The sequence below is a fragment of the Comamonas antarctica genome (genome assembly GCF_013363755.1).
GTDB lineage: Bacteria > Pseudomonadota > Gammaproteobacteria > Burkholderiales > Burkholderiaceae_C > Comamonas > Comamonas antarctica.
Genome location: NZ_CP054840.1, coordinates 1,462,222 through 1,480,007 on the forward strand (window position 1 = coordinate 1,462,222; position 17,786 = coordinate 1,480,007).

Below are 17,786 nucleotides of genomic sequence, written 5' to 3' on the forward strand. Positions count from 1 at the left end.
TTCCATCGCAGCAACGAAACATTGTAGAATGTGAGGCTGCACAAGGAAATGCGGGAATAGCTCAGTTGGTAGAGCGATACCTTGCCAAGGTATAGGTCGACGGTTCGAACCCGTTTTCCCGCTCCAGGTTTTAGCCAGTGGCTTCGGCGGCTGGCGCAAATCTCGAGAAATGTAAGTTTGTCGAGGGTTTGCGGGAATAGCTCAGTTGGTAGAGCGATACCTTGCCAAGGTATAGGTCGACGGTTCGAACCCGTTTTCCCGCTCCAGGTTTTCAGTGGGCCGCTTCGGTGGTCTGCAGATCCCGGAGAAATGAGAGTTTCTTCAGGATGTGCGGGAATAGCTCAGTTGGTAGAGCGATACCTTGCCAAGGTATAGGTCGACGGTTCGAACCCGTTTTCCCGCTCCAGTTTAGAATGGGAAGCGCTTGCTTCCCATTTTTGCAAGAGAGAGTTTCGGCGCGATAGCAAAGCGGTTATGCCCCGGATTGCAAATCCGGTTAGACCAGTTCGACTCTGGTTCGCGCCTCCAGATTTCTGCAAGGAAATCAACAACTTAAGCCACCCTCGCGGGTGGCTTTTTTGTTTTTGCACGCTCACATCCAGCCACAAGACGCTTCAAACCGCACGCCATTTGCGGTCAAACCACGCGTGGTCCTGCTGTTTTGCCGTCCAGACGAGATCAAGATGCGGCACCCGCTTTCTTTGCCTCTGCATTGCGCTTGCGTGTTGCCGCGGCTTTCTTTGCCGAAGCCGAGCGCTGTTCGGCTGTGCGTGACGCGGAGGCTGCGCCGCCGGCCTTGCCGCCCTTGCGCGAAGCGGAGTGGTCCACGGGCTGGCCGCGGCCCGAGCCGGATTTCTTGCCACCGCCGGTTTCCTTGTTGACCGTGGCCCAGGCGCGTTTTTCGGCTTCTTGGTGGCTTACGCCGCGCTCTTCGTAGCCGGCTTCGATGTGCTCGGCCTGGCGTTTTTGCTTGTCCGTATAGGACGATTTTTCACCTCGTGGCATGAAACTCTCCTCGGTCGGGGATGGCGCACCTGCCCGCAGGGCCGTGCGTTCAGATGTTGGGCTCCTGGGCTGGGTTGGCTGGCAACTCCAGTGGCGGAATGTCGGTGGGCGGATCGATGGGCTCGGGCGAGGGCTCTTCTTCCTTGCGCGGGTCCTTGTGCTGCAGGGTCATGGGTCGGTTTCCTTTCTGCGGTTGTACCCAGCGCCTGCAAGCGCATGGGTAGGACAGCAGGCATAGTGAGGCAACGAAGTGTGAAGAAAAATGCTGGCGCAGAGCTGAATCGCCAAAATTTCCGGCTATAATTTTTTCTTGTTCTGCAAACGGCAACGTGGGCAGAAGATGCGGGAATAGCTCAGTTGGTAGAGCGATACCTTGCCAAGGTATAGGTCGACGGTTCGAACCCGTTTTCCCGCTCCAGATTTGAAAGGGAAGCTGCACAGCTTCCCTTTTTTCATTGCGCGTTGCGCGACCGTTTCCCCGGTCTGACAAAAAAAGCGTTGCGCTAGAATCATGTCTTGCAGTGTGGCGCAACGCCGCGCCGCATGGCGCCCCGATGGTGAAATTGGTAGACACTGCGGACTTAAAATCCGCCGCTTTCCGTTAAGGGGCGTGCCGGTTCGATCCCGGCTCGGGGCACCAAACCTGTTCAGAATCAACACCTTGCAAGCTGACGAAAGCAGATAGCGCACGCCCGAGGGTTTGCGCTTGTTCCGCAGTTCATCATGGTGAGCCGCGATGATTCAGCCGGCTCGGGCTTCTTTCCGACCGCTTGACGGACATACCGTGCTCATCGCTTGCGGGGTCTGGCCCGATTTGGATGCCATCGGCTTTTTTCACGGCCGTGCAAGTCCCCGAACTGGAAGTATTTCTTGTCGACTCCGGCGGCATCACGCGCGGCGCCGGACCGGGCACGGAGCGTGGATGCGGCGATCGCCGTACCGCCCGCTTTGGCCCGTGGGCCGATGCAGGGCTTTCCGGTCCCGACCTGCGGTGAATGGGCGCAAGCCCCGCCGCGGCGCCGGCGCTTTGCAGTTGGCTGGCAGCCGCGCAAGGCTGAGACAATCACGCTTTTGGCGCGCGAGGGCCAGGCGCCGCACCACGCCGCAAAGCTTGCAGGAACATCGAATGAGCGCACAACGCATGCAGATCGAATCTTTCCATGACCCCGTCACCGGCACGGTGACGCATGTCTTGGCCGACGCGCACACCGGCCACGCCGCAGTGATCGATCCGGTGCTGGATTTCGAGCCGAAGTCAGGCACGTTGACCAGCGCGTCAGCCGACCGCGTGATCGCGCTGGTGCGCGCGCGCGGCTGGCAACTGCAGTGGGTGCTGGAGACGCATGCCCATGCCGATCACCTCTCCGCGGCCCAGCATGTGCGGCACGCGCTGGGCGGCAAGGTGGCCATCGGCGCGCGCATCCGCGAAGTGCAGCGCATGTTCCGCAGCATCTTCCATTTCGAGCGCGAGTTCCTGCCGGACGGCAGCCAGTTCGACCACCTGTTCGAGGACGGCGAGCGCTTTCGCATTGGCGGACTCGAGGTCACGGCGCTGTGGGTGCCGGGGCACACGCCGGCCGACATGGCGTACCGGGTCGAGGATGCGGTGTTTGTCGGCGACACGCTGTTCATGCCAGATGTGGGCACGGCGCGCGCGGATTTTCCCGGCGGCGATGCGGCGACGCTGTACCAGTCGATACGCCGCCTGCTGGCGCTGCCGCCCGGCACGCGCCTCTTTGTGTGCCACGACTACCCGCCGCCGGAGCGTGCCGTGGCCTGGACCAGCAGCGTGCGGCGGCAGCGCGACAGCAATATCCATGTGCATGACGGCATCACCGAGGAGCAGTTCGTGCAGATGCGCACCGAGCGCGATGCGGGCCTGGCCATGCCGACGCTGATCCTGCCGGCCGTGCAGGTGAATGTGCGCGCGGGCAAACTGCCGCCCGCCGAGGACGATGGCCGTGCGTACATCCAGGTGCCGATCAACGCGTTTCTCAAGGATGCCGGCTTGCCGCCGGGGCTTTGAGGCGCTGGCGGCAGCTCACGAACGGATATATACCCAGCCCGCGGCCTGGAGCGCGGCGATTTCCAGCACTGCGGGCCCGGGCAGTACCTGCAGCGGGGCATGCGGCACGCGCTGCAGGTGCTGCAGCGTGTTCGGGCACAGCGCGGTATGGGCGTCGGCCTGGGCATGGGGAATGTCCAGCGCGGCGGCGACGGCCTGGGCGTTGGCAATGATGCGGATGCGGCAGCCAGGATCGGCTTGCTGGGCGTTCATGAGGCTGTTGCGCGCGCGGGCCAGGGCTTCGAGCGTGGGGGCGTGCAGCAGGATGGGAGGCAGAGCGGTCATTTTTCGGGTCGTGGGGAAAGAACATGCAGCGCCGGGGAGGGCACTGCACACCCGCATTTTGCGTGGGAATGCTTCGCAGCGCCGGGCTGGGGCGGACCTGATGGGGACGACAGGCGGCGAAAGGCGGGCGCCCCAAAAGCACTCAGCGGCCCGGAGGCCGCTGAGTGACTGGCGCCAGGGGCGTTCACCCTTCGACCGGACCGCGCAGGCGCGGTCAGGGCGAACGGTGGCGGCCGTGCAAGCTCTTTCGGCCTGTGGCCTCAGATCTTGCGGCTGTAGACGTCGGAGCCGACTTCCACCAGCGTCTTCTTGCCCTTGCCCGGCGTGGCCGTGGCGCGCGCCGCGCGCTTGGCGGTGGTGCGGGTTTCGGTCATGTTGGCCACTTCGGCAGGCGTCGGCTTCTTGGCCGCGGGCTTGGCCGAGGCCTTCGTCGCCGCCGTTTTGCCAGCCGTCTTTGCCGCCGTCTTTGCAGCGGTCTTCGCCGGCGCCTTGGCGCGGGTCTTGGCGGCCGGCTTGGGCGCGGCTTCGGACTTCGGCACTTCGGCCACGCAGTCGGCGTAGTAGCGCACCACGCCAGCCTCGTCCTGCTCCTCGACCAGGCCATGGATGTCGGTCTCGAAGCCCGGGCATTCCTTGGCGAAGTCGCGCGCAAACAGCAGATAGTCGACGATCTTCTTGTTGAAGACTTCGCCGGGAATCAGCAGCGGGATGCCGGGCGGGTAGGGCGTGACCAGGCCGACCGTGGTGCGGCCTTCGAGGTTGTCGATCTCCACGCGCTCGGTCAGGCGCTTGGCGATGTGCGCGTAGGCGTCCGAAGGCTTCATCGACGGCGTCAGGTCCGAGAGGTACATCTCGGTCGTGAGGCGCGCGATGTCGTGCTTGGCATACATCTGGTGCACATGCTGGCACAGGTCGCGCAGGCCCATGCGCTCGTACTGCCGGTGCTGCTGGCAGAACTCGGGCAGGATGCGGTACATCGGCTGGTTCTTCTCGTAGTCGTCCTTGAACTGCTGCAAGGCCGTGAGCATGGTGTTCCAGCGGCCCTTGGTGATGCCGATGGTGAACATGATGAAGAACGAGTACAGGCCGGTCTTCTCGACCACCACGCCGTGCTCGGCCAGGTACTTGGTGACGATAGAGGCGGGAATGCCGGTCTTGTCGAACTCGCCGTCCAGGTTGAGGCCCGGCGTGACGATGGTCGACTTGATCGGATCGAGCATGTTGAAGCCGTCGGCAAGATCACCGAAGCCATGCCACTTGGCCGAGGCCTGCTTGCCCTTGGCCTTGGCCTTGGCGCGGAAGATCCAGTCTTCGGCGGTGCCCAGGCCTTCCTCGACGATGTCTTCGGGGCCCCAGACGCTGAACCACCAGTCGTCCTTGCCGAATTCCTCTTCGACCTTGCGCATCGCGCGGCGGAAGTCCAGCGCCTCGGCCAGGCTTTCCTCGACCAGGGCAGTGCCCGCGGGCGGCTCCATCATGGCCGCGGCCACGTCGCAGCTGGCAATGATGCTGTACTGCGGGCTGGTCGAGGTGTGCATCAGATACGCCTCGTTGAACAGGTGGCGGTCGAGCTTTTGCGTCTGCGAATCCTGCACCAGCACATGCGAGGCCTGGCTGATGCCGGCCAGCAGCTTGTGAATGGACTGCGTCGCGTACACCACCGAGTTCTTCGGCCGCGCGCGCTTCTTGCCCATCGCGTGGTAGCTGCCGTAGAACGGGTGGAAGGCGGCGTGCGGCAGCCAGGCTTCGTCGAAGTGCAGGTTCTCGACATAGCCGTCGACCATGCTCTTGATGGTCTCGGTGTTGTAGAGCACGCCGTCATAGGTCGACTGCGTGAGCGTCAGCACGCGCGGCTTCACGGCCTTCGCATCGACGCCCTGCAGCAGCGGGTTGGCCTCGATCTTGGCCTGGATGGTTTCGGGCGCGAACTCGCTTTGCGGGATCGGGCCGATGATGCCGAAGTGGTTGCGCGTGGGCTTGAGGAACACCGGAATGGCGCCCGTCATGATGATCGAGTGCAGCACCGACTTGTGGCAGTTGCGGTCGACCACCACCACGTCGCCCGAGGCCACGGTGTGGTGCCAGACGATCTTGTTCGAGGTCGAGGTGCCGTTGGTGACGAAGAAGCAGTGGTCGGCATTGAAGATGCGCGCCGCATTGCGCTCGCTCTCGCCGATCGCGCCGTTGTGGTCGAGCAGCTGGCCCAGTTCCTCGACCGCATTGCAGACGTCGGCGCGCAGCATGTTCTCGCCGTAGAACTGGTGGTACATCTGGCCCACGGGGCTCTTCAGGAAGGCCACGCCGCCCGAGTGGCCGGGGCAGTGCCAGCTGTATGAGCCGTCCTCGGCGTAGTCGAGCAGCGCCTTGAAGAAGGGCGGCTGCACGCTTTCGAGGTAGTTCTTGGCTTCGCGGATGATGTGCTTGGCGACAAATTCGGGGGTGTCCTCGAACATGTGGATGAAGCCATGCAGCTCGCGCAGGATGTCGTTGGGCAGGTGGCGGCTGGTCTTGGTCTCGCCATGCACGTAGATCGGCACGTCGGCATTCTTGCGGCGCACTTCCTCGATGAAGTTGCGCAGGCTCAGCACGATGGGATCGAGACCCGAGCCCAGAGTGAATTCCTCGTCGTCGATCGACAGGATGAAAGCGCTGGCCCGGCTCTGCTGCTGCGCGAACTGCGTCAGGTCGCCGTAGCTGGTCACGCCCAGCACTTCGAAACCCTCGGCCTCGATGGCCTGTGCCAGGGCACGAATACCCAGACCCGAGGTATTCTCGGAACGATAGTCCTCATCTATGATGATGATAGGAAAGCGGAATTTCATCGGCAGCCTCCGTTGTACCGGGCTCAAAAAATCGAAACAGGCGCGAGTGTAAGGAATATCCTTATGGCGCCTGTGAAAGCAGGACCTTATCACCGCGCGAATGTGGTGAACTGCAAACATTGGAACAGACTGAGAGGGATGTATGGCAAGTTTCACCGTGTGGTGGCTCATTGCAGGGGTTTTGGTGGTGGCTGAGTTGCTGACCGGCAGCTTCTATCTGCTGATGCTGGCCACCGGCGCCGTGGCCGCAGCGCTGGCCGCGCACGCGGGCGCAGGCGAGAGCGTGCAGATGGTCACGGCGGCGCTGCTGGGCACCGCCGCCGTGGCTGGCTGCTATCTGCTGCGCCGGCGCAATGCACGCCGCCAGCCCGCGGAAAGCGACCGCAGCATGAACCTGGACATCGGCGAGTCCGTGCAGGTCGACAACTGGGCCGCCGACGGCACGGCGCAGGTACGCTACCGCGGCGCGCAGTGGACCGTGGTGCTGCGCCCGGGCAATGCGCCCACGCCCGGCACGCACCGCGTGGCCGAGATCATCGGCAACCGGCTGCTGGTCGACAAGCTGTGAACCCGGGGCGGGCGCGAGGCGCTCGCCGCGGAACCCTTTTCCCTCACTTGCAACTCATCCCTCCGGGAAGGAAACATTATGGAAATTGCCATCGTCCTGCTGGTCATCGCGGCCATCTTCATCGCGCGCTCGATCAAGGTCGTGCCGCAGCAAAACGCCTGGGTCAAGGAGCGCCTGGGCAAGTACGCAGGCACGCTCACGCCGGGGCTGAACTTCCTCGTGCCGTTCGTCGATCGCGTGGCCTACAAGCACAGCCTCAAGGAAATCCCCCTCGACGTGCCCAGCCAGGTCTGCATCACGCGCGACAACACGCAGCTGCAGGTCGACGGCATCCTGTACTTCCAGGTCACCGATCCGATGCGCGCAAGCTATGGTTCGTCGAACTACATCATGGCCGTGACGCAGCTCGCGCAGACCTCGCTGCGCAGCGTGATCGGCAAGCTCGAACTCGACAAGACCTTCGAGGAACGCGACATGATCAACGCCCAGGTGGTGTCGGCCATTGACGAGGCCGCGCTGAACTGGGGCGTGAAGGTGCTGCGCTACGAGATCAAGGACCTGACGCCGCCGGCCGAGATCCTGCGCTCGATGCAGGCCCAGATCACCGCCGAGCGCGAAAAGCGCGCGCTGATCGCCGCATCGGAAGGCCGCCGCCAGGAGCAGATCAATATCGCCACCGGCGAACGCGAAGCCTATATCGCGCGTTCCGAAGGCGAGAAGCAGGCCGCCATCAACAATGCCCAGGGCGAGGCCGCCGCCATCACCACCGTGGCCGAAGCCACTGCCATGGCGCTGGAGCGCGTGGCCGAAGCCATCCGCCAGCCCGGCGGCGAACAGGCGGTACAGCTCAAGGTCGCGCAAAGCGCGGTGGAAGCCTACGGCAAGGTCGCGGCCGATGCCCAGACCACGCTGATCGTGCCCAGCAACATGACCGAGGTGTCGAGCCTGATCACCTCGGCCATGAAGATGGTGCAGGTCGGCGGCGCGCGCAACTAATTTCGCAAATTTCGCGCGCTTCGCTTTCGGACCCCGAAACTGTTGCTACAATTGCGGTCTTCGGAGAGGTGGATGAGCGGTTTAAGTCGCACGCCTGGAAAGCGTGTGTGGGCTAATCCCCACCGCGGGTTCGAATCCCGCCCTCTCCGCCAAAACAGTTTCCAGGTCCGCTGATCTGGAAAGCAAAAAGCCACCCCCGGGTGGCTTTTTTGTTGGTCGGCCTGCGCCGCAGCCTAGAACATATGCCGCATGCCGACGCCCACGGCCTTCACATCCTGCCCCGCCACCGCCGGCGCGGAGTCCTGGCCAATGGGAAACAGCATGGTGGTCGAGCGGCCGCCGTTCTTCAGCACCGCGAACGATCCGTAGACCTGGGTGCGCTTCGACAGGAAGTGGGCGTAGCCCAGCGCCAGGCGCCTGGCGTCGGCGTCGCCGGGGCGCGACCAGCGGCCCAATGCCAGCCGGAATTCGCCCGAGCCCACGGGCAGGGCGGCGCTGGCGTTGAGGGAGTTGGCGTCGTCCAGGCCCGCAATGCTGTTGCGCTGGTAGTACCCGTAGATGCGCGCCACGCCGAAGTTGTAGGCGCCGCCGATGCCCAGCGTCTTGGCGCGCACCGCGCTGCCGGGCAGGCCCACGGCCGCGCCGGGGATCTGCGCGCTGTCGAAGGCCAGGCCCAGGAACGCGGGGCCGCTGGTGTAGTCCAGGGCCAGCGCATAGTTGCGGCCCGTGTCCGCGCCTTCGGCGGCCTGGACATAGGCGCGGCCAAATACGTTGCCGATCTTCGGGCTGATGTACTGCAGCGAGTTGTCGAACTTGAAGGTGTTGCCGCGGTTGTTCGCGCCCTGCAGCAGGGTCTGCACCGCGCCCAACTGGGCCCGGCCAAACGCATCGGACTTGCCCGAGATCCACACCGACGGGCCCCACATCGAGCCCAGCTGCAGCGTGCCCAGGCGGCGGTCGGAGAGGCCGACATAGGCTTCGCGGTTGAAAAAGGCCGCGCTGGAGTTGCCGCTGGGCAGGTCCAGCTGGCTTTCGAGCTTGAACGTGGCGCTGAGCCCGCCGCCCAGGTCCTCCTGGCCGCGCAGGCCGAAGTAGCTGGTGTCGGAAGATACCGTCCACTGGTTGGCGCCGGGGTTGGAGCGCGACTGGTAGAAAACACCGGCGTCGGCGCGGCCGTACAGGGTGACGCCGGACTGCGCGAACGCGGTGCAGGAACAGGCAAGCAGCGCGCCCAGGGCGATACCGTGCTGGATCTTTTGGCTCATTTCTTTGTCTCCTCGTTGAAATCGGGCATGGCTGCGCCCAGCCGTCACTGCGGCTTTGTTGTGGGGCGTAGCGGGGGAGGGCCGGTCGGCGCCGGCCCGGGTGCGGGTCTCAGGCGGCCGTGCTGCGGCGCGTGCTGGCGGCCGGGTCGCGCTTGACGCCCGGGGCCAGCGAAGTGCCCAGGCCCGGCTTGTCAGGGCGCAGCAGGTAGCCGTTTTCAAGCACCGGCAGTTCGGTCACCAGGTCCTTGTAGAAGGTGCTGAGGAAGGCGCGCACCACTTCCTGGAAGATGGCGTTGGGCGAGGCCAGGCCCAGGTGCAGCGAAGCCATCAGCACGACCGGGCCGGTGCAGTCATGGGGTGCAATCGGCTTCTGGTAGGCGTCGGCGAGGCTCGCGATCTTGCGCGCTTCGGTGATGCCCCCGCACCACGACAGATCGAGCATGACGTAGTCCAGCGCGTGTGCCGCCAGGTGGTCGCGGAACGCGCCCTGGGCGGCCAGCGTCTCGCTGCCGCAGACCGGGATCTGCGCCAGCCGGCGGTAGTCGGCGAGCGCGCCCGGGCTGTCCATCTTGAGCGGGTCTTCGGCCCAGAAGGGACGGTATTGCTTGAGTTCGCGTGCAATCGACAGCGCCGACGTCACGTTCCACATCGAATGGAACTCGCACATCACTTCGATTCTGTCGCCCACGGCCAGGCGGATCTTCTCGAACACCTCGAGGCCCTGGCGCATGGCCTGCGCGCTCACGTACTGGCCGTCCGAGGCCGCGGCGGCGCCGTCAAAGGGCCAGATCTTCATCGCGCCAAAGCCTTCTTCCACCAGGCTCTGCGCCAGTTCGCCCGGGCTTTCAATGAAGGCGATCTGGTCGTCGTAGCGATGGCGCACCTTTGCGTCGCCGGGCTGCACCAGCCGGCGCTGGATGCTCTTGCTGTTGTAGTCGACGCCGGCGCAGGTGTTGTAGGCGCGCATGCGCTCGTGGCAGGCGCCGCCGAGCAACTGGTAGATGGGCTGGCCCGTGACCTGGCCCAGGATATCCCACAGGGCAATGTCGATGGCCGAGGCGGCGCGCGTTTCCACGCCGCTGCCGTTGAAGCCCAGATAGCCGCGCAGCAGGATCTTGTGCAGGCGCTCGATGTCCAGCGCGCTCTGTCCCAGGATCAAGGGGGCGGCCATCGAGTGGATATAGGTTTCGACGGCTTCGGCACCGCGGAAGGTTTCGCCCAGGCCGACGATGCCGGCCTCGGTTTCTATTTCGACCCACAGCAGGTTGGGCTGGGTCTGCAGGCGTGTGGTTTCAATCGCTGTGATGCGCATTCGTGCTTACTCCGCGGAAATCTTTTGCGAGCGGATCAGGTCCGCCCATTTGTCGTGTTCGGCGCGGATGTGCTTGCCCAGCACCGCAGGCGCGCCGCCCAGTGGGTTGATGCCGGCATCGACCATGGATTTGTGCACCGCCGGGTCTTTCAAGGCCTTGTTGAACGCGGCGTTGAGCTTCTGGATCGCGGCCGCGGGCGTGCCGGCCGGCGCGCCGATCGCGAACCAGGGCTCGATGACGAAGCCCTTGTAGCCGATCTCCTCCATCGAGCGCAGCTCCGGCAGGTTGGCCGAGCGGCCCTTGCCCGTGACCGCGAGGCCCTTGACCTTGCCGGTCTTGACGAAGGGGGCGATGGACGGTTCGTTGTCGAAGAACACATCGATCTGCCCGCCCAGCAAATCGGTGATCGCCGGGCCCGAACCCTTGTAGGGCACATGCAGCAGCTCGACGCCGGCCATCTTCTTGAACAGCTCGCCGGCAAGGTGGTTCGAGGCGCCCACGCCCGAGGAGGCGTAGCTCAACTGGCCGCGCCTCGCCTTGGCCACCAGGTCTTCGACGCTGTTGATGTCGGACTTGGGGCTGGCCGTCAGCACGTTGATCGAGGCGCCCAGCAGCACCACCGGGGCGATGTCCTTGAACAGGTCGAAGCCGGGGTTGGCGTAGAGGCTGGAGTTGACCGAGCAGTTGCCGATGCTGCACAGGAAGATGGTGTAGCCGTCGGCTGGCGCCTTCACGGCCGCCGCGGTGCCGATGTTGCCGGTGGCGCCAGGGCGGTTCTCGACCACGATGGACTGGCCCAGCTCCTTGGCCGCGGCGGTGGCGGTGAGGCGCGAGACCAGGTCGCCCGAGCCGCCCGGCGGTACCGGCACGATCATGCGGATCGGCTTGTTGGGAAAGTCCTGGGCATGCACCAGCGGGTGCCAGGCCAGGGTCGCGCCAAAGCCCAGCGCGAGGGCGACAAGTTTCTTTTTCATGATTTGTCTCCAGCTCTTGGTTGATTTATGGGACGGTGCTGATCGTCGGTCGCAATAATACAATCATCATATGATTGACGCAAGCCAGTCTTGCGCAGGGCTGCGGTTATGCTTGCAGCCTATGCCTCCACCACGCCTGCGCAACTTTCACCACCAAATCGTTGATGCAGTCGGCGCGAGCATCGTTGCCGGGCGCTACGCTGAAGGCGCGAAGCTGCCCACTGAACCGCAACTCGCCGAAACCTATGGCGCGAGCCGGCTGATCATTCGCGAAGCCATGAAGAGCCTCGCGGCCAAGGGACTGGTGTCGATTCGCCCGCGCACCGGCACCCATGTGCTGCCGCGCGCCGAGTGGAATCTGTTCGATCCCGCGGTGCTGGGCTGGCAGAGCGAGGCGCCGCCTGACAGGCAGCTGATTGCCGACCTGATGGAGCTGCGCCAGACCATCGAGCCGCTGGCGGCGCGGCTGGCCGCCGCCCGGGCCCGGCCCGAGAAGGTGGCCGAGATCCGCGCGGCCTTCGAGGCCATGGAGAAGGCCCGTACCCAGGCGTCCTATATCGAAGCCGATCTGCGCTTTCACGGCGCCGTCGTGCGCGCGTGCGGCAACCAGTTCATCATGCAGCTGGAGACGGCGCTGTCGGCCGTCTGGAAAACCAGCTTCCAGGCCTCAAGCGATGCCTGGGGCTCCGATGCCGAGGCCCTGGCGTTGCACCGGACCCTGCTGCAGTCGATTGAAATGCGCGATGCGCCCGCCGCGGAAGCCGCGGTGCTGGCGCTGATCGCGCGCGCGGTGGTGCGCATCGAGCATATCGAGCCGCGCTAGCGCGCATCGGCTCAATACGCGATCGCCTTGCACTGGTCGCGCCGGATCGACAGGATGCCGATCAGGCCGACGATGGCCGCCGCGATGACGAAGTACGCGGGCGACTGGCGGTTCTCGGTGAGCTGCACCAGCTTGACCGCGATATAGGGCGCGGTGCCGCCGGCGATGATCACGCCGAAGTTCCAGCCGCTGGCGACACCGGTGTAGCGGTACCGGGGCTCGAACAGCACCGGCAGGATGGTATAGGCGCTGACCTGGGTGGCGACGGTGTTGAGCATCAGCACGATATAGGCCAGCGTGGCCATCGCCAGGCCGCGCTCCATCAAGGCCATGGCCGGGTAGGTGACGATGATGTAGCCGACCAGGCCCGCCAGCATCAGGCGGCGCAGGCCGATGCGGTCGCCGATGTAGCCGCCCAGCGGCATCAGCAGCGCGGACAGCCCGATGGCCAGCGTGGCGACCCAGTAGACGCTGCTCGCGGGATAGCCCAGCTGCTTGACCAGATGGATGCTCATGTAGGTCAGGCCGATATAGGCCGTGCCGTTGGTCGCGGCGCTGATGGCCGTCGACTGCAGCAGCGCCTTGCCCTGGAAGCGGAACAGTTCGCGCACCGGCGAGTGCTCCTTCTTCTCGGGCGTGCCCTCGTAGGTTTCCTTGACGCGGGTGCGCGCCCAGATGCACAGCAGCGTCAGCGGCAGGGCCAGCAGGAAGGGAATGCGCCAGCCCCAGCTGGCCATCTGCTCGGCCGTGGTCAGGGCCGTGACGGCGCCGGCCACGGCGGCCGCGAGCGCGAAGCCGCCGGTCGAGCCCATGGGCGTGAACGAGCCGAAGGTGGCGCGCAGGTGCGGCGGCGAGGACTCGGAGATGAAGGTCGCCGAGCCGCCGACTTCGCCGCCCGCGGAAAAGCCCTGCAGCAGCCGCACCAGCACCAGCAGCGCGGTGGCGAAGTAGCCCGCCTGGTCGAAGGTCGGCAGCAGCCCCATCAGCGTGCTGCCCACGCCCATGCAGATCAGCGTGCCCAGCAGCGCGGTCTTGCGGCCGTACTTGTCGCCGATATGGCCGAACACGATGCCGCCCAGCGGGCGCACGAAATACGCGGTGCCGAACACCGCCAGCGCGGCCAGCAGCGAGACCGTGGGATCGCCGCTGGGAAAGAACAGCGGTGCGATCACCACCGCCATGTAGCCATAGAGGCTGAAGTCGTAATACTCGATCAGCGTGCCGACGAAGCCCGAGGCCGCGGCGCGCTTGGAATCCGCGTGCGCGGTCTTGGCGGGTATCTTGTGGGTTGCACCCAGAACACTGGCATTGCTCATGTCTCGTCCATTTCTCGTTGATGGTTTCGTGGATGGTCTGATTGCCACCCCTCTGCATTGCTGTCCAAGACGCTTCCCTGGGGAAGCCCAACCTCCTTTCCTTCGCGCGAACCGGGCGCCCGCAGCGTCTGTCGACTGGCTTAGCGGCCGATGAAGACCGGCGCGCGTTTCTGTGCGAAGGCCTGCGCCGCCTCCTGGAAGTCCTGGGTCATCAGGCCCAGCACCTGGGCATGGTTTTCCAGTTCGATCGCGGCATCGAGGCTGGGTGCGTCGAGGTTCTGCCACATCACGCGCTTGGTATGCGCGCTCGCATAGGGCGCCTGCGCGGCAATCTGCTGCGCGCAGGCGAGGGCGCGCGCCGGCAGCGCAGCACGTTCCACGACGTCTGCCACCAGGCCGATGCGCAGTGCCTCGGCAGCCTCGACGGGCCGGCCCGTGAGCATGATCTCGAACGCGCGGCCCGCGCCGATCAGCCGCGGCAGGTGGTAGCTCAGGCCGCATTCGCCAGCGGTGAGGCCGATCTTCACCGCGCCCACATGGAAGGCGGCCTCGGGCGCGGCCAGGCGGATGTCGGCCGCCAGCGCCAGTGCCATGCCGGCCCCGACGGCCGCGCCGTTGACGGCGGCAATCACCGCCACGTCGGATTGCCGCAGCCGCTGCATCAGCCCGGCAAACCGGTGCTGCAGCGCCATGGCCTCGCGCACGTCGGGGGTGAACACGCCCTCGGCGTCGAGCACCGACTTGAGATCGAGGCCGGCGCAAAAGCCTTCGCCCTGGCCGGTGATGATCAGCACGCGCAGGCCGCGGTCGGCCAGCAGCGCGTCGAGCTGCGCATGCAGTTCGTTCATCGCCGCCAGGCTCAGCGCGTTGCGGCGCGCGGGCTGCTGGAGTTGCAACAGTCCGATGCCGGGCTCGAGCTGCCGGCAGGAGACGACCGCGGCGCTCATGCCGCGGCCCCCGTGCCCAGCAGCTCCTCGCGCAGCACGCGCTTGAGCAGCTTGCCGTTGGCGTTGCGCGGCAGCGGATCGGCGCGCAGCGTGAAGCTTTCGGGCACCTTGTAGTCGGCCAGGCGCGCGGCGCAGAAGCTGCGCAGTGCCTCGGCATCGAGCACCTGTCCTTCGCGCGCCGTGACGAATACATGCACGCGCTCGCCCAGCACCGGGCAGGGCCGGGCGACCACCGCGGCTTCGAGCACCTGCGGGTGCTCGCTGAGCGTGTTCTCCACCTCGACGCTGAAGATCTTGTAGCCGCCGCGGTTGAGCATGTCCTTGCGCCGGTCGAGCACGTAGACGAAGCCTTCTGCATCGACCTTGCCGACATCGCCGCTGCGCCAATAGCCGTCGATGAAGCCCTCGCGCGTGGCCTGCGGGTTTTGCCAGTAGCCCTTGGCGACCATCGGTCCCTTGAGCCACAGCTCGCCGATCTCGCCCGCGGCAACCGGCTGCCCGTCGTCGTCCATCACGGCGATGTCGGCGCAGGGCAGGGCCAGGCCCACGCTGTCGAGATGGGCGCGCGTGAGCTGCGCCGGCATGACGGCCACGGGCGAGGTGGTTTCGGTCGCACCATAGCAGTTGGACAGGCGCAGGCCGGGCAGCAGGTGCGCCATGCGGTCGATGGTCTCGGGCGGCATGGGCGCGCCGCCATAGCCGCCCACGGTCCAGGCCGAGAGGTCGTGCTGCGCGAAGTCGGGCTGCAGCAGGCACAGCTGGTACATGGCCGGCACCATGATGGTGTAGCTCATGCGCTCGCGCGCGGCCAGCGGCAGGAACTGCTGGGCCTTGAAATGCGGCACCACGATCAGCGTGCCGCCCAGGCCCAGCGAGACCGCCATCAGCGCCGCCAGCCCGGTGATGTGGCTCAGCGGCACCACCACGCAGCCGCGCACGTTTTCATCCAGGCCCAGCGCCTGCGCATAGTGCAAGATGGTGTGCACCACGCCCAGATGGGTCAGCATCGCGCCCTTGGGAAAACCGGTGGTGCCCGAGGTGTAGACCAGCAGCGCCAGGTCCTCCTCATCGATGTCGACCGGCTCCAGCAGCGGGGCGTGGGCCAGCAGCGCGGCAAAGCTACAGGTGCCGGCACCCGCGTCGGCCTCGCCGACGAACACGCGCAGTTGCAGATCGGGCAGCGCCTCGGCATCGGGCGCGAGATTGCGCAGCTCGGCGTCGAGAATCAGCGCGCGCGCCCCCGCGTTGCGCAGGATGTACGCCAGGCCCGGCGTCTGTTCGCGCACGCTCAGCGGCAGCAGCACCGCGCCCAGGGCCAGGATCGCATAGCTGGCAATGACGAACTCCGCGCCGTTGGCCAGCAGCAGTGCCACGCGGTCGCCGCGCTCCACGCCCTGCGCGCGCAGGCCCGCGGCCACGCGCATCACCTGCTCGTCGAGTTCGGCCCAGTTCAGGCGCTGCTCGCCGCAGACCAGGGCCTCGGCCTGGGGCCGGCGTTTTGCCGTGGCGCGCCACAGCGACACCAGGTCGCGCGGCCGCTCACGGAAGCAGCGCATCCGGCGCTCGCCGTAATGGATTTCGGTCTGCGTCTCGTACATGGCTCAGGCCTCCTCGCAAAGTTCGGCCGCGGCCGCCAGCCGGCTGGCACGGGCCAGGGCCTCGCGGCATTCGCGCACCATGCGTTCGATCAGCACCTCGCACGAGGGCAGGTCGTCGATCAGGCCCACGACCTGGCCGGCCCACACCAGGCCCGCATCGACTTCGCCGCTGTGCAGGGCGTCGCGGCCGCGCCGGCCCGAGACCAGCGGCTGGATATCGGCAAACTCGCAGCCCCCGGGCCGGCGCTCGGTGGCCACGACCTCGTTGGAGATCGCGTTCTTCAGCACCCGGCCGGTGTTGTGCAGCGTGCGGAAGATCAGCTGCGTGTCGCGTTCGCTGGCGCGCACCAGCGCCTGCTTGATCTGCGCATGGATAGGCGCTTCGAGCGTGGCGCAAAAGCGCGTGCCCAGGTTCACGCCTTCGGCGCCCAGCGCCAATGCGGCCGCCATGCCGCGGCCGTCGGCTATGCCGCCCGACGCCACGACCGGAATGCGCAGCGCGCGCGTGGCGATGGGAATCAGCACCAGGCCCGGCACATCGTCTTCGCCCGGGTGGCCCGCGCATTCGAAGCCGTCGATGCTGATGGCGTCGACGCCGCGGCGCTCGGCCGACAGCGCATGGCGCACGCTGGTGCATTTGTGGATGATGCGCGCGCCGCGGCGCTTGATCTTCTCGATGAACGCCGCCGGGCTGTTGCCCGCGGTCTCGAACACGCGCACGCCGCTGTCGAGCGCCGCATCGAGATAGGCTTCATAGGGCGGCGGGTTGACCGAGGGCAGGATGGTGAGATTCACGCCAAACGGTTGATCGGTCATGTCGCGGCAGCGCGCGATCTCGCGCGCCAGCGCCTCGGGCGTAGGCTGGGTCAGCGCGGTCAGCACGCCCAGGCCACCCGCGTTCGAGACCGCGGACGCGAGTTCGGCCGTGCCCACCCATTGCATGCCGCCCTGGATGATGGGGTAGCGCGTGCCCAGCAGTTCGGTGATGCGTGTTTTCATGGTCTCTCCTCAGCGGCCCTGGAATTGCGGCGCGCGCTTTTCGGAAAAGGCGCGCGTGCCTTCGTGGAAATCCTCGGTCTGGGTGCAGGCAATGAAGCCCGCGGCTTCGACATCGAGGTGCTCGTCGAGGCTGTGCTGCGCGGCGCTGCGCAGCAGCTTTTTCATGCTGCCCAAGGCGCGCGTCGGGCCCTGCGCCAGCCGCTGCACCAGCGCATGGGATTCGGCCTCGAGCTGCGCGGCCGGCACCACGCGGTTGACCAGGCCCAGCTGCAGCGCCTGTGCCGCATCCACGGTGTCGCCCAGCAGCGCGAGTTCCATGGCCTTGCGCAGGCCCAGCACGCGCGGCAGGCTCCATGAGGTGGAGCAGTCGCAGCTCGCGCCAATGGCCGGGTAGGCGACGCTCAAACGCGTGCCCTCGGCGGCCAGCGCCAGGTCGCAGGCCAGCATCAGGCCCAGCCCGCCGCCCGCCACCGCGCCTTGCACCGCGCAGATGACGGGCGCATCCAGGGCGGCAAGCCGCCGGATGCCGCCATGCATGCCGGCGATCAGTTCCTCCGCGGCGCGTGCCGGGTCGGCGCGCATCTCGCCGATGTCGCCGCCGGCCATGAAGGCCCGCCCTTCGCCGCTGAGCAGCACGGCGCGCACCGCGCCATCGGCCTGCACCTCCTTGCAGGCGCGCGCGAAGGCCGCGGCCATGTCGCGGTCGATGGCGTTGAGGGCCTGGGGCCGGTTGAAGCGGATGTGCGCGACCGCGCCGTCGCGCCAGTGCAGCACGCTGCCGTCCGTGGGTTTGTCGGGATAGGCCATGGA

At 66.3% G+C, this 17,786-nt stretch carries 16 protein-coding genes and 7 tRNA genes; 11 read left to right on the forward strand and 12 right to left on the reverse strand.

Annotated features, from left to right (window positions below):
• Positions 1-50: 50 nt before the first annotated feature.
• From HUK68_RS06990 to HUK68_RS07005, 4 genes are all read left to right on the forward strand, one after another.
• A tRNA-Gly gene (locus tag HUK68_RS06990) sits at positions 51-126 on the forward strand.
• Positions 127-190: 64 nt separating this feature from the next.
• Positions 191-266 (forward strand) — tRNA-Gly (locus tag HUK68_RS06995).
• 64 nt (positions 267-330) lie between these two features.
• A tRNA-Gly gene (locus HUK68_RS07000) sits at positions 331-406 on the forward strand.
• Positions 407-454: 48 nt separating this feature from the next.
• A tRNA-Cys gene (locus tag HUK68_RS07005) sits at positions 455-528 on the forward strand.
• Between the two features lie 150 nt (positions 529-678).
• Here HUK68_RS07005 and HUK68_RS07010 read toward each other — a convergent pair.
• On the reverse strand, positions 679-1,005 hold the full coding sequence (locus tag HUK68_RS07010) for a plasmid stabilization protein (protein WP_175503544.1): 327 nt from the start codon (positions 1,003-1,005) through the stop codon (positions 679-681).
• 49 nt (positions 1,006-1,054) lie between these two features.
• On the reverse strand, positions 1,055-1,177 hold the full coding sequence (locus HUK68_RS23405; RefSeq protein ID WP_279614295.1) for a hypothetical protein: 123 nt from the start codon (positions 1,175-1,177) through the stop codon (positions 1,055-1,057).
• Positions 1,178-1,347: 170 nt separating this feature from the next.
• Here HUK68_RS23405 and HUK68_RS07015 point away from each other — a divergent pair.
• The 3 genes from HUK68_RS07015 to HUK68_RS07025 all read left to right on the forward strand — a co-directional run bounded on the left by HUK68_RS07015 (position 1,348) and on the right by HUK68_RS07025 (position 3,031).
• A tRNA-Gly gene (locus HUK68_RS07015) sits at positions 1,348-1,423 on the forward strand.
• 130 nt (positions 1,424-1,553) lie between these two features.
• Positions 1,554-1,645, forward strand: a tRNA-Leu gene (locus HUK68_RS07020).
• A gap of 486 nt (positions 1,646-2,131) precedes the next feature.
• Complete coding sequence (locus tag HUK68_RS07025; protein ID WP_175503545.1) at positions 2,132-3,031, forward strand: MBL fold metallo-hydrolase; 900 nt, start codon at positions 2,132-2,134, stop codon at positions 3,029-3,031.
• Between the two features lie 15 nt (positions 3,032-3,046).
• On the opposite strand, the gene HUK68_RS07030 is transcribed toward HUK68_RS07025, so the two are convergent.
• Both HUK68_RS07030 and HUK68_RS07035 read right to left on the reverse strand, forming a co-directional pair.
• Complete coding sequence (locus tag HUK68_RS07030; RefSeq protein WP_175503546.1) at positions 3,047-3,355, reverse strand: hypothetical protein; 309 nt, start codon at positions 3,353-3,355, stop codon at positions 3,047-3,049.
• A gap of 260 nt (positions 3,356-3,615) precedes the next feature.
• Positions 3,616-6,177, reverse strand: coding sequence for an arginine/lysine/ornithine decarboxylase (locus HUK68_RS07035; protein WP_175503547.1), 2,562 nt, complete (start codon positions 6,175-6,177; stop codon positions 3,616-3,618).
• A 142-nt stretch (positions 6,178-6,319) separates the two neighbouring features.
• Here HUK68_RS07035 and HUK68_RS07040 point away from each other — a divergent pair, with 142 nt between their 5' ends.
• The 3 genes from HUK68_RS07040 (at position 6,320) to HUK68_RS07050 (ending at position 7,893) form a co-directional block, all read left to right on the forward strand.
• Entirely contained in the window at positions 6,320-6,745 is a 426-nt protein-coding gene (locus HUK68_RS07040) for an NfeD family protein (protein WP_175503548.1), read from the forward strand.
• Between the two features lie 78 nt (positions 6,746-6,823).
• Positions 6,824-7,741: an SPFH domain-containing protein gene (locus HUK68_RS07045; protein WP_175503549.1), complete on the forward strand. Its 918-nt coding sequence runs from the start codon at positions 6,824-6,826 to the stop codon at positions 7,739-7,741.
• Positions 7,742-7,803: 62 nt separating this feature from the next.
• Positions 7,804-7,893: transfer RNA gene (locus HUK68_RS07050), tRNA-Ser, on the forward strand.
• Between the two features lie 81 nt (positions 7,894-7,974).
• Here HUK68_RS07050 and HUK68_RS07055 read toward each other — a convergent pair.
• From HUK68_RS07055 to HUK68_RS07065, 3 genes are all read right to left on the reverse strand, one after another.
• Positions 7,975-9,006, reverse strand: coding sequence for a porin (locus HUK68_RS07055; RefSeq protein WP_175503550.1), 1,032 nt, complete (start codon positions 9,004-9,006; stop codon positions 7,975-7,977).
• Between the two features lie 109 nt (positions 9,007-9,115).
• A complete protein-coding gene (locus tag HUK68_RS07060) occupies positions 9,116-10,318 on the reverse strand; it encodes a mandelate racemase/muconate lactonizing enzyme family protein (protein ID WP_175503551.1) in 1,203 nt (400 codons plus the stop codon).
• Positions 10,319-10,324: 6 nt separating this feature from the next.
• The gene (locus HUK68_RS07065; protein WP_175503552.1) at positions 10,325-11,293 is read right to left on the reverse strand and encodes a Bug family tripartite tricarboxylate transporter substrate binding protein; all 969 of its coding nucleotides are present in this window, start codon (positions 11,291-11,293) and stop codon (positions 10,325-10,327) included.
• Between the two features lie 121 nt (positions 11,294-11,414).
• On the opposite strand from HUK68_RS07065, the gene HUK68_RS07070 reads away from it, so the two are divergent.
• A complete protein-coding gene (locus HUK68_RS07070; protein ID WP_244146281.1) occupies positions 11,415-12,116 on the forward strand; it encodes a FadR/GntR family transcriptional regulator in 702 nt (233 codons plus the stop codon).
• 11 nt (positions 12,117-12,127) lie between these two features.
• Here HUK68_RS07070 and HUK68_RS07075 read toward each other — a convergent pair whose 3' ends face one another.
• The 5 genes from HUK68_RS07075 to HUK68_RS07095 form a co-directional block, all read right to left on the reverse strand.
• Positions 12,128-13,432 carry an MFS transporter gene (locus HUK68_RS07075; protein WP_175503553.1) on the reverse strand — a complete coding sequence of 435 codons (1,305 nt, stop codon included), beginning with the start codon at positions 13,430-13,432 and terminating at the stop codon, positions 12,128-12,130.
• A 140-nt stretch (positions 13,433-13,572) separates the two neighbouring features.
• Positions 13,573-14,379 (reverse strand): enoyl-CoA hydratase/isomerase family protein, encoded by an 807-nt coding sequence (locus tag HUK68_RS07080; protein WP_175503554.1) that lies wholly within the window; start codon positions 14,377-14,379, stop codon positions 13,573-13,575.
• Positions 14,376-15,977 carry a class I adenylate-forming enzyme family protein gene (locus HUK68_RS07085; protein ID WP_175503555.1) on the reverse strand — a complete coding sequence of 534 codons (1,602 nt, stop codon included), beginning with the start codon at positions 15,975-15,977 and terminating at the stop codon, positions 14,376-14,378. The genes HUK68_RS07080 and HUK68_RS07085 overlap by 4 nt, the downstream gene beginning before the upstream one ends.
• A gap of 3 nt (positions 15,978-15,980) precedes the next feature.
• Positions 15,981-16,976 (reverse strand): NAD(P)H-dependent flavin oxidoreductase, encoded by a 996-nt coding sequence (locus HUK68_RS07090; RefSeq protein WP_175503556.1) that lies wholly within the window; start codon positions 16,974-16,976, stop codon positions 15,981-15,983.
• 9 nt (positions 16,977-16,985) lie between these two features.
• The gene (locus tag HUK68_RS07095) at positions 16,986-17,783 is read right to left on the reverse strand and encodes an enoyl-CoA hydratase/isomerase family protein (protein WP_175503557.1); all 798 of its coding nucleotides are present in this window, start codon (positions 17,781-17,783) and stop codon (positions 16,986-16,988) included.
• Positions 17,784-17,786 lie beyond the last annotated feature (3 nt).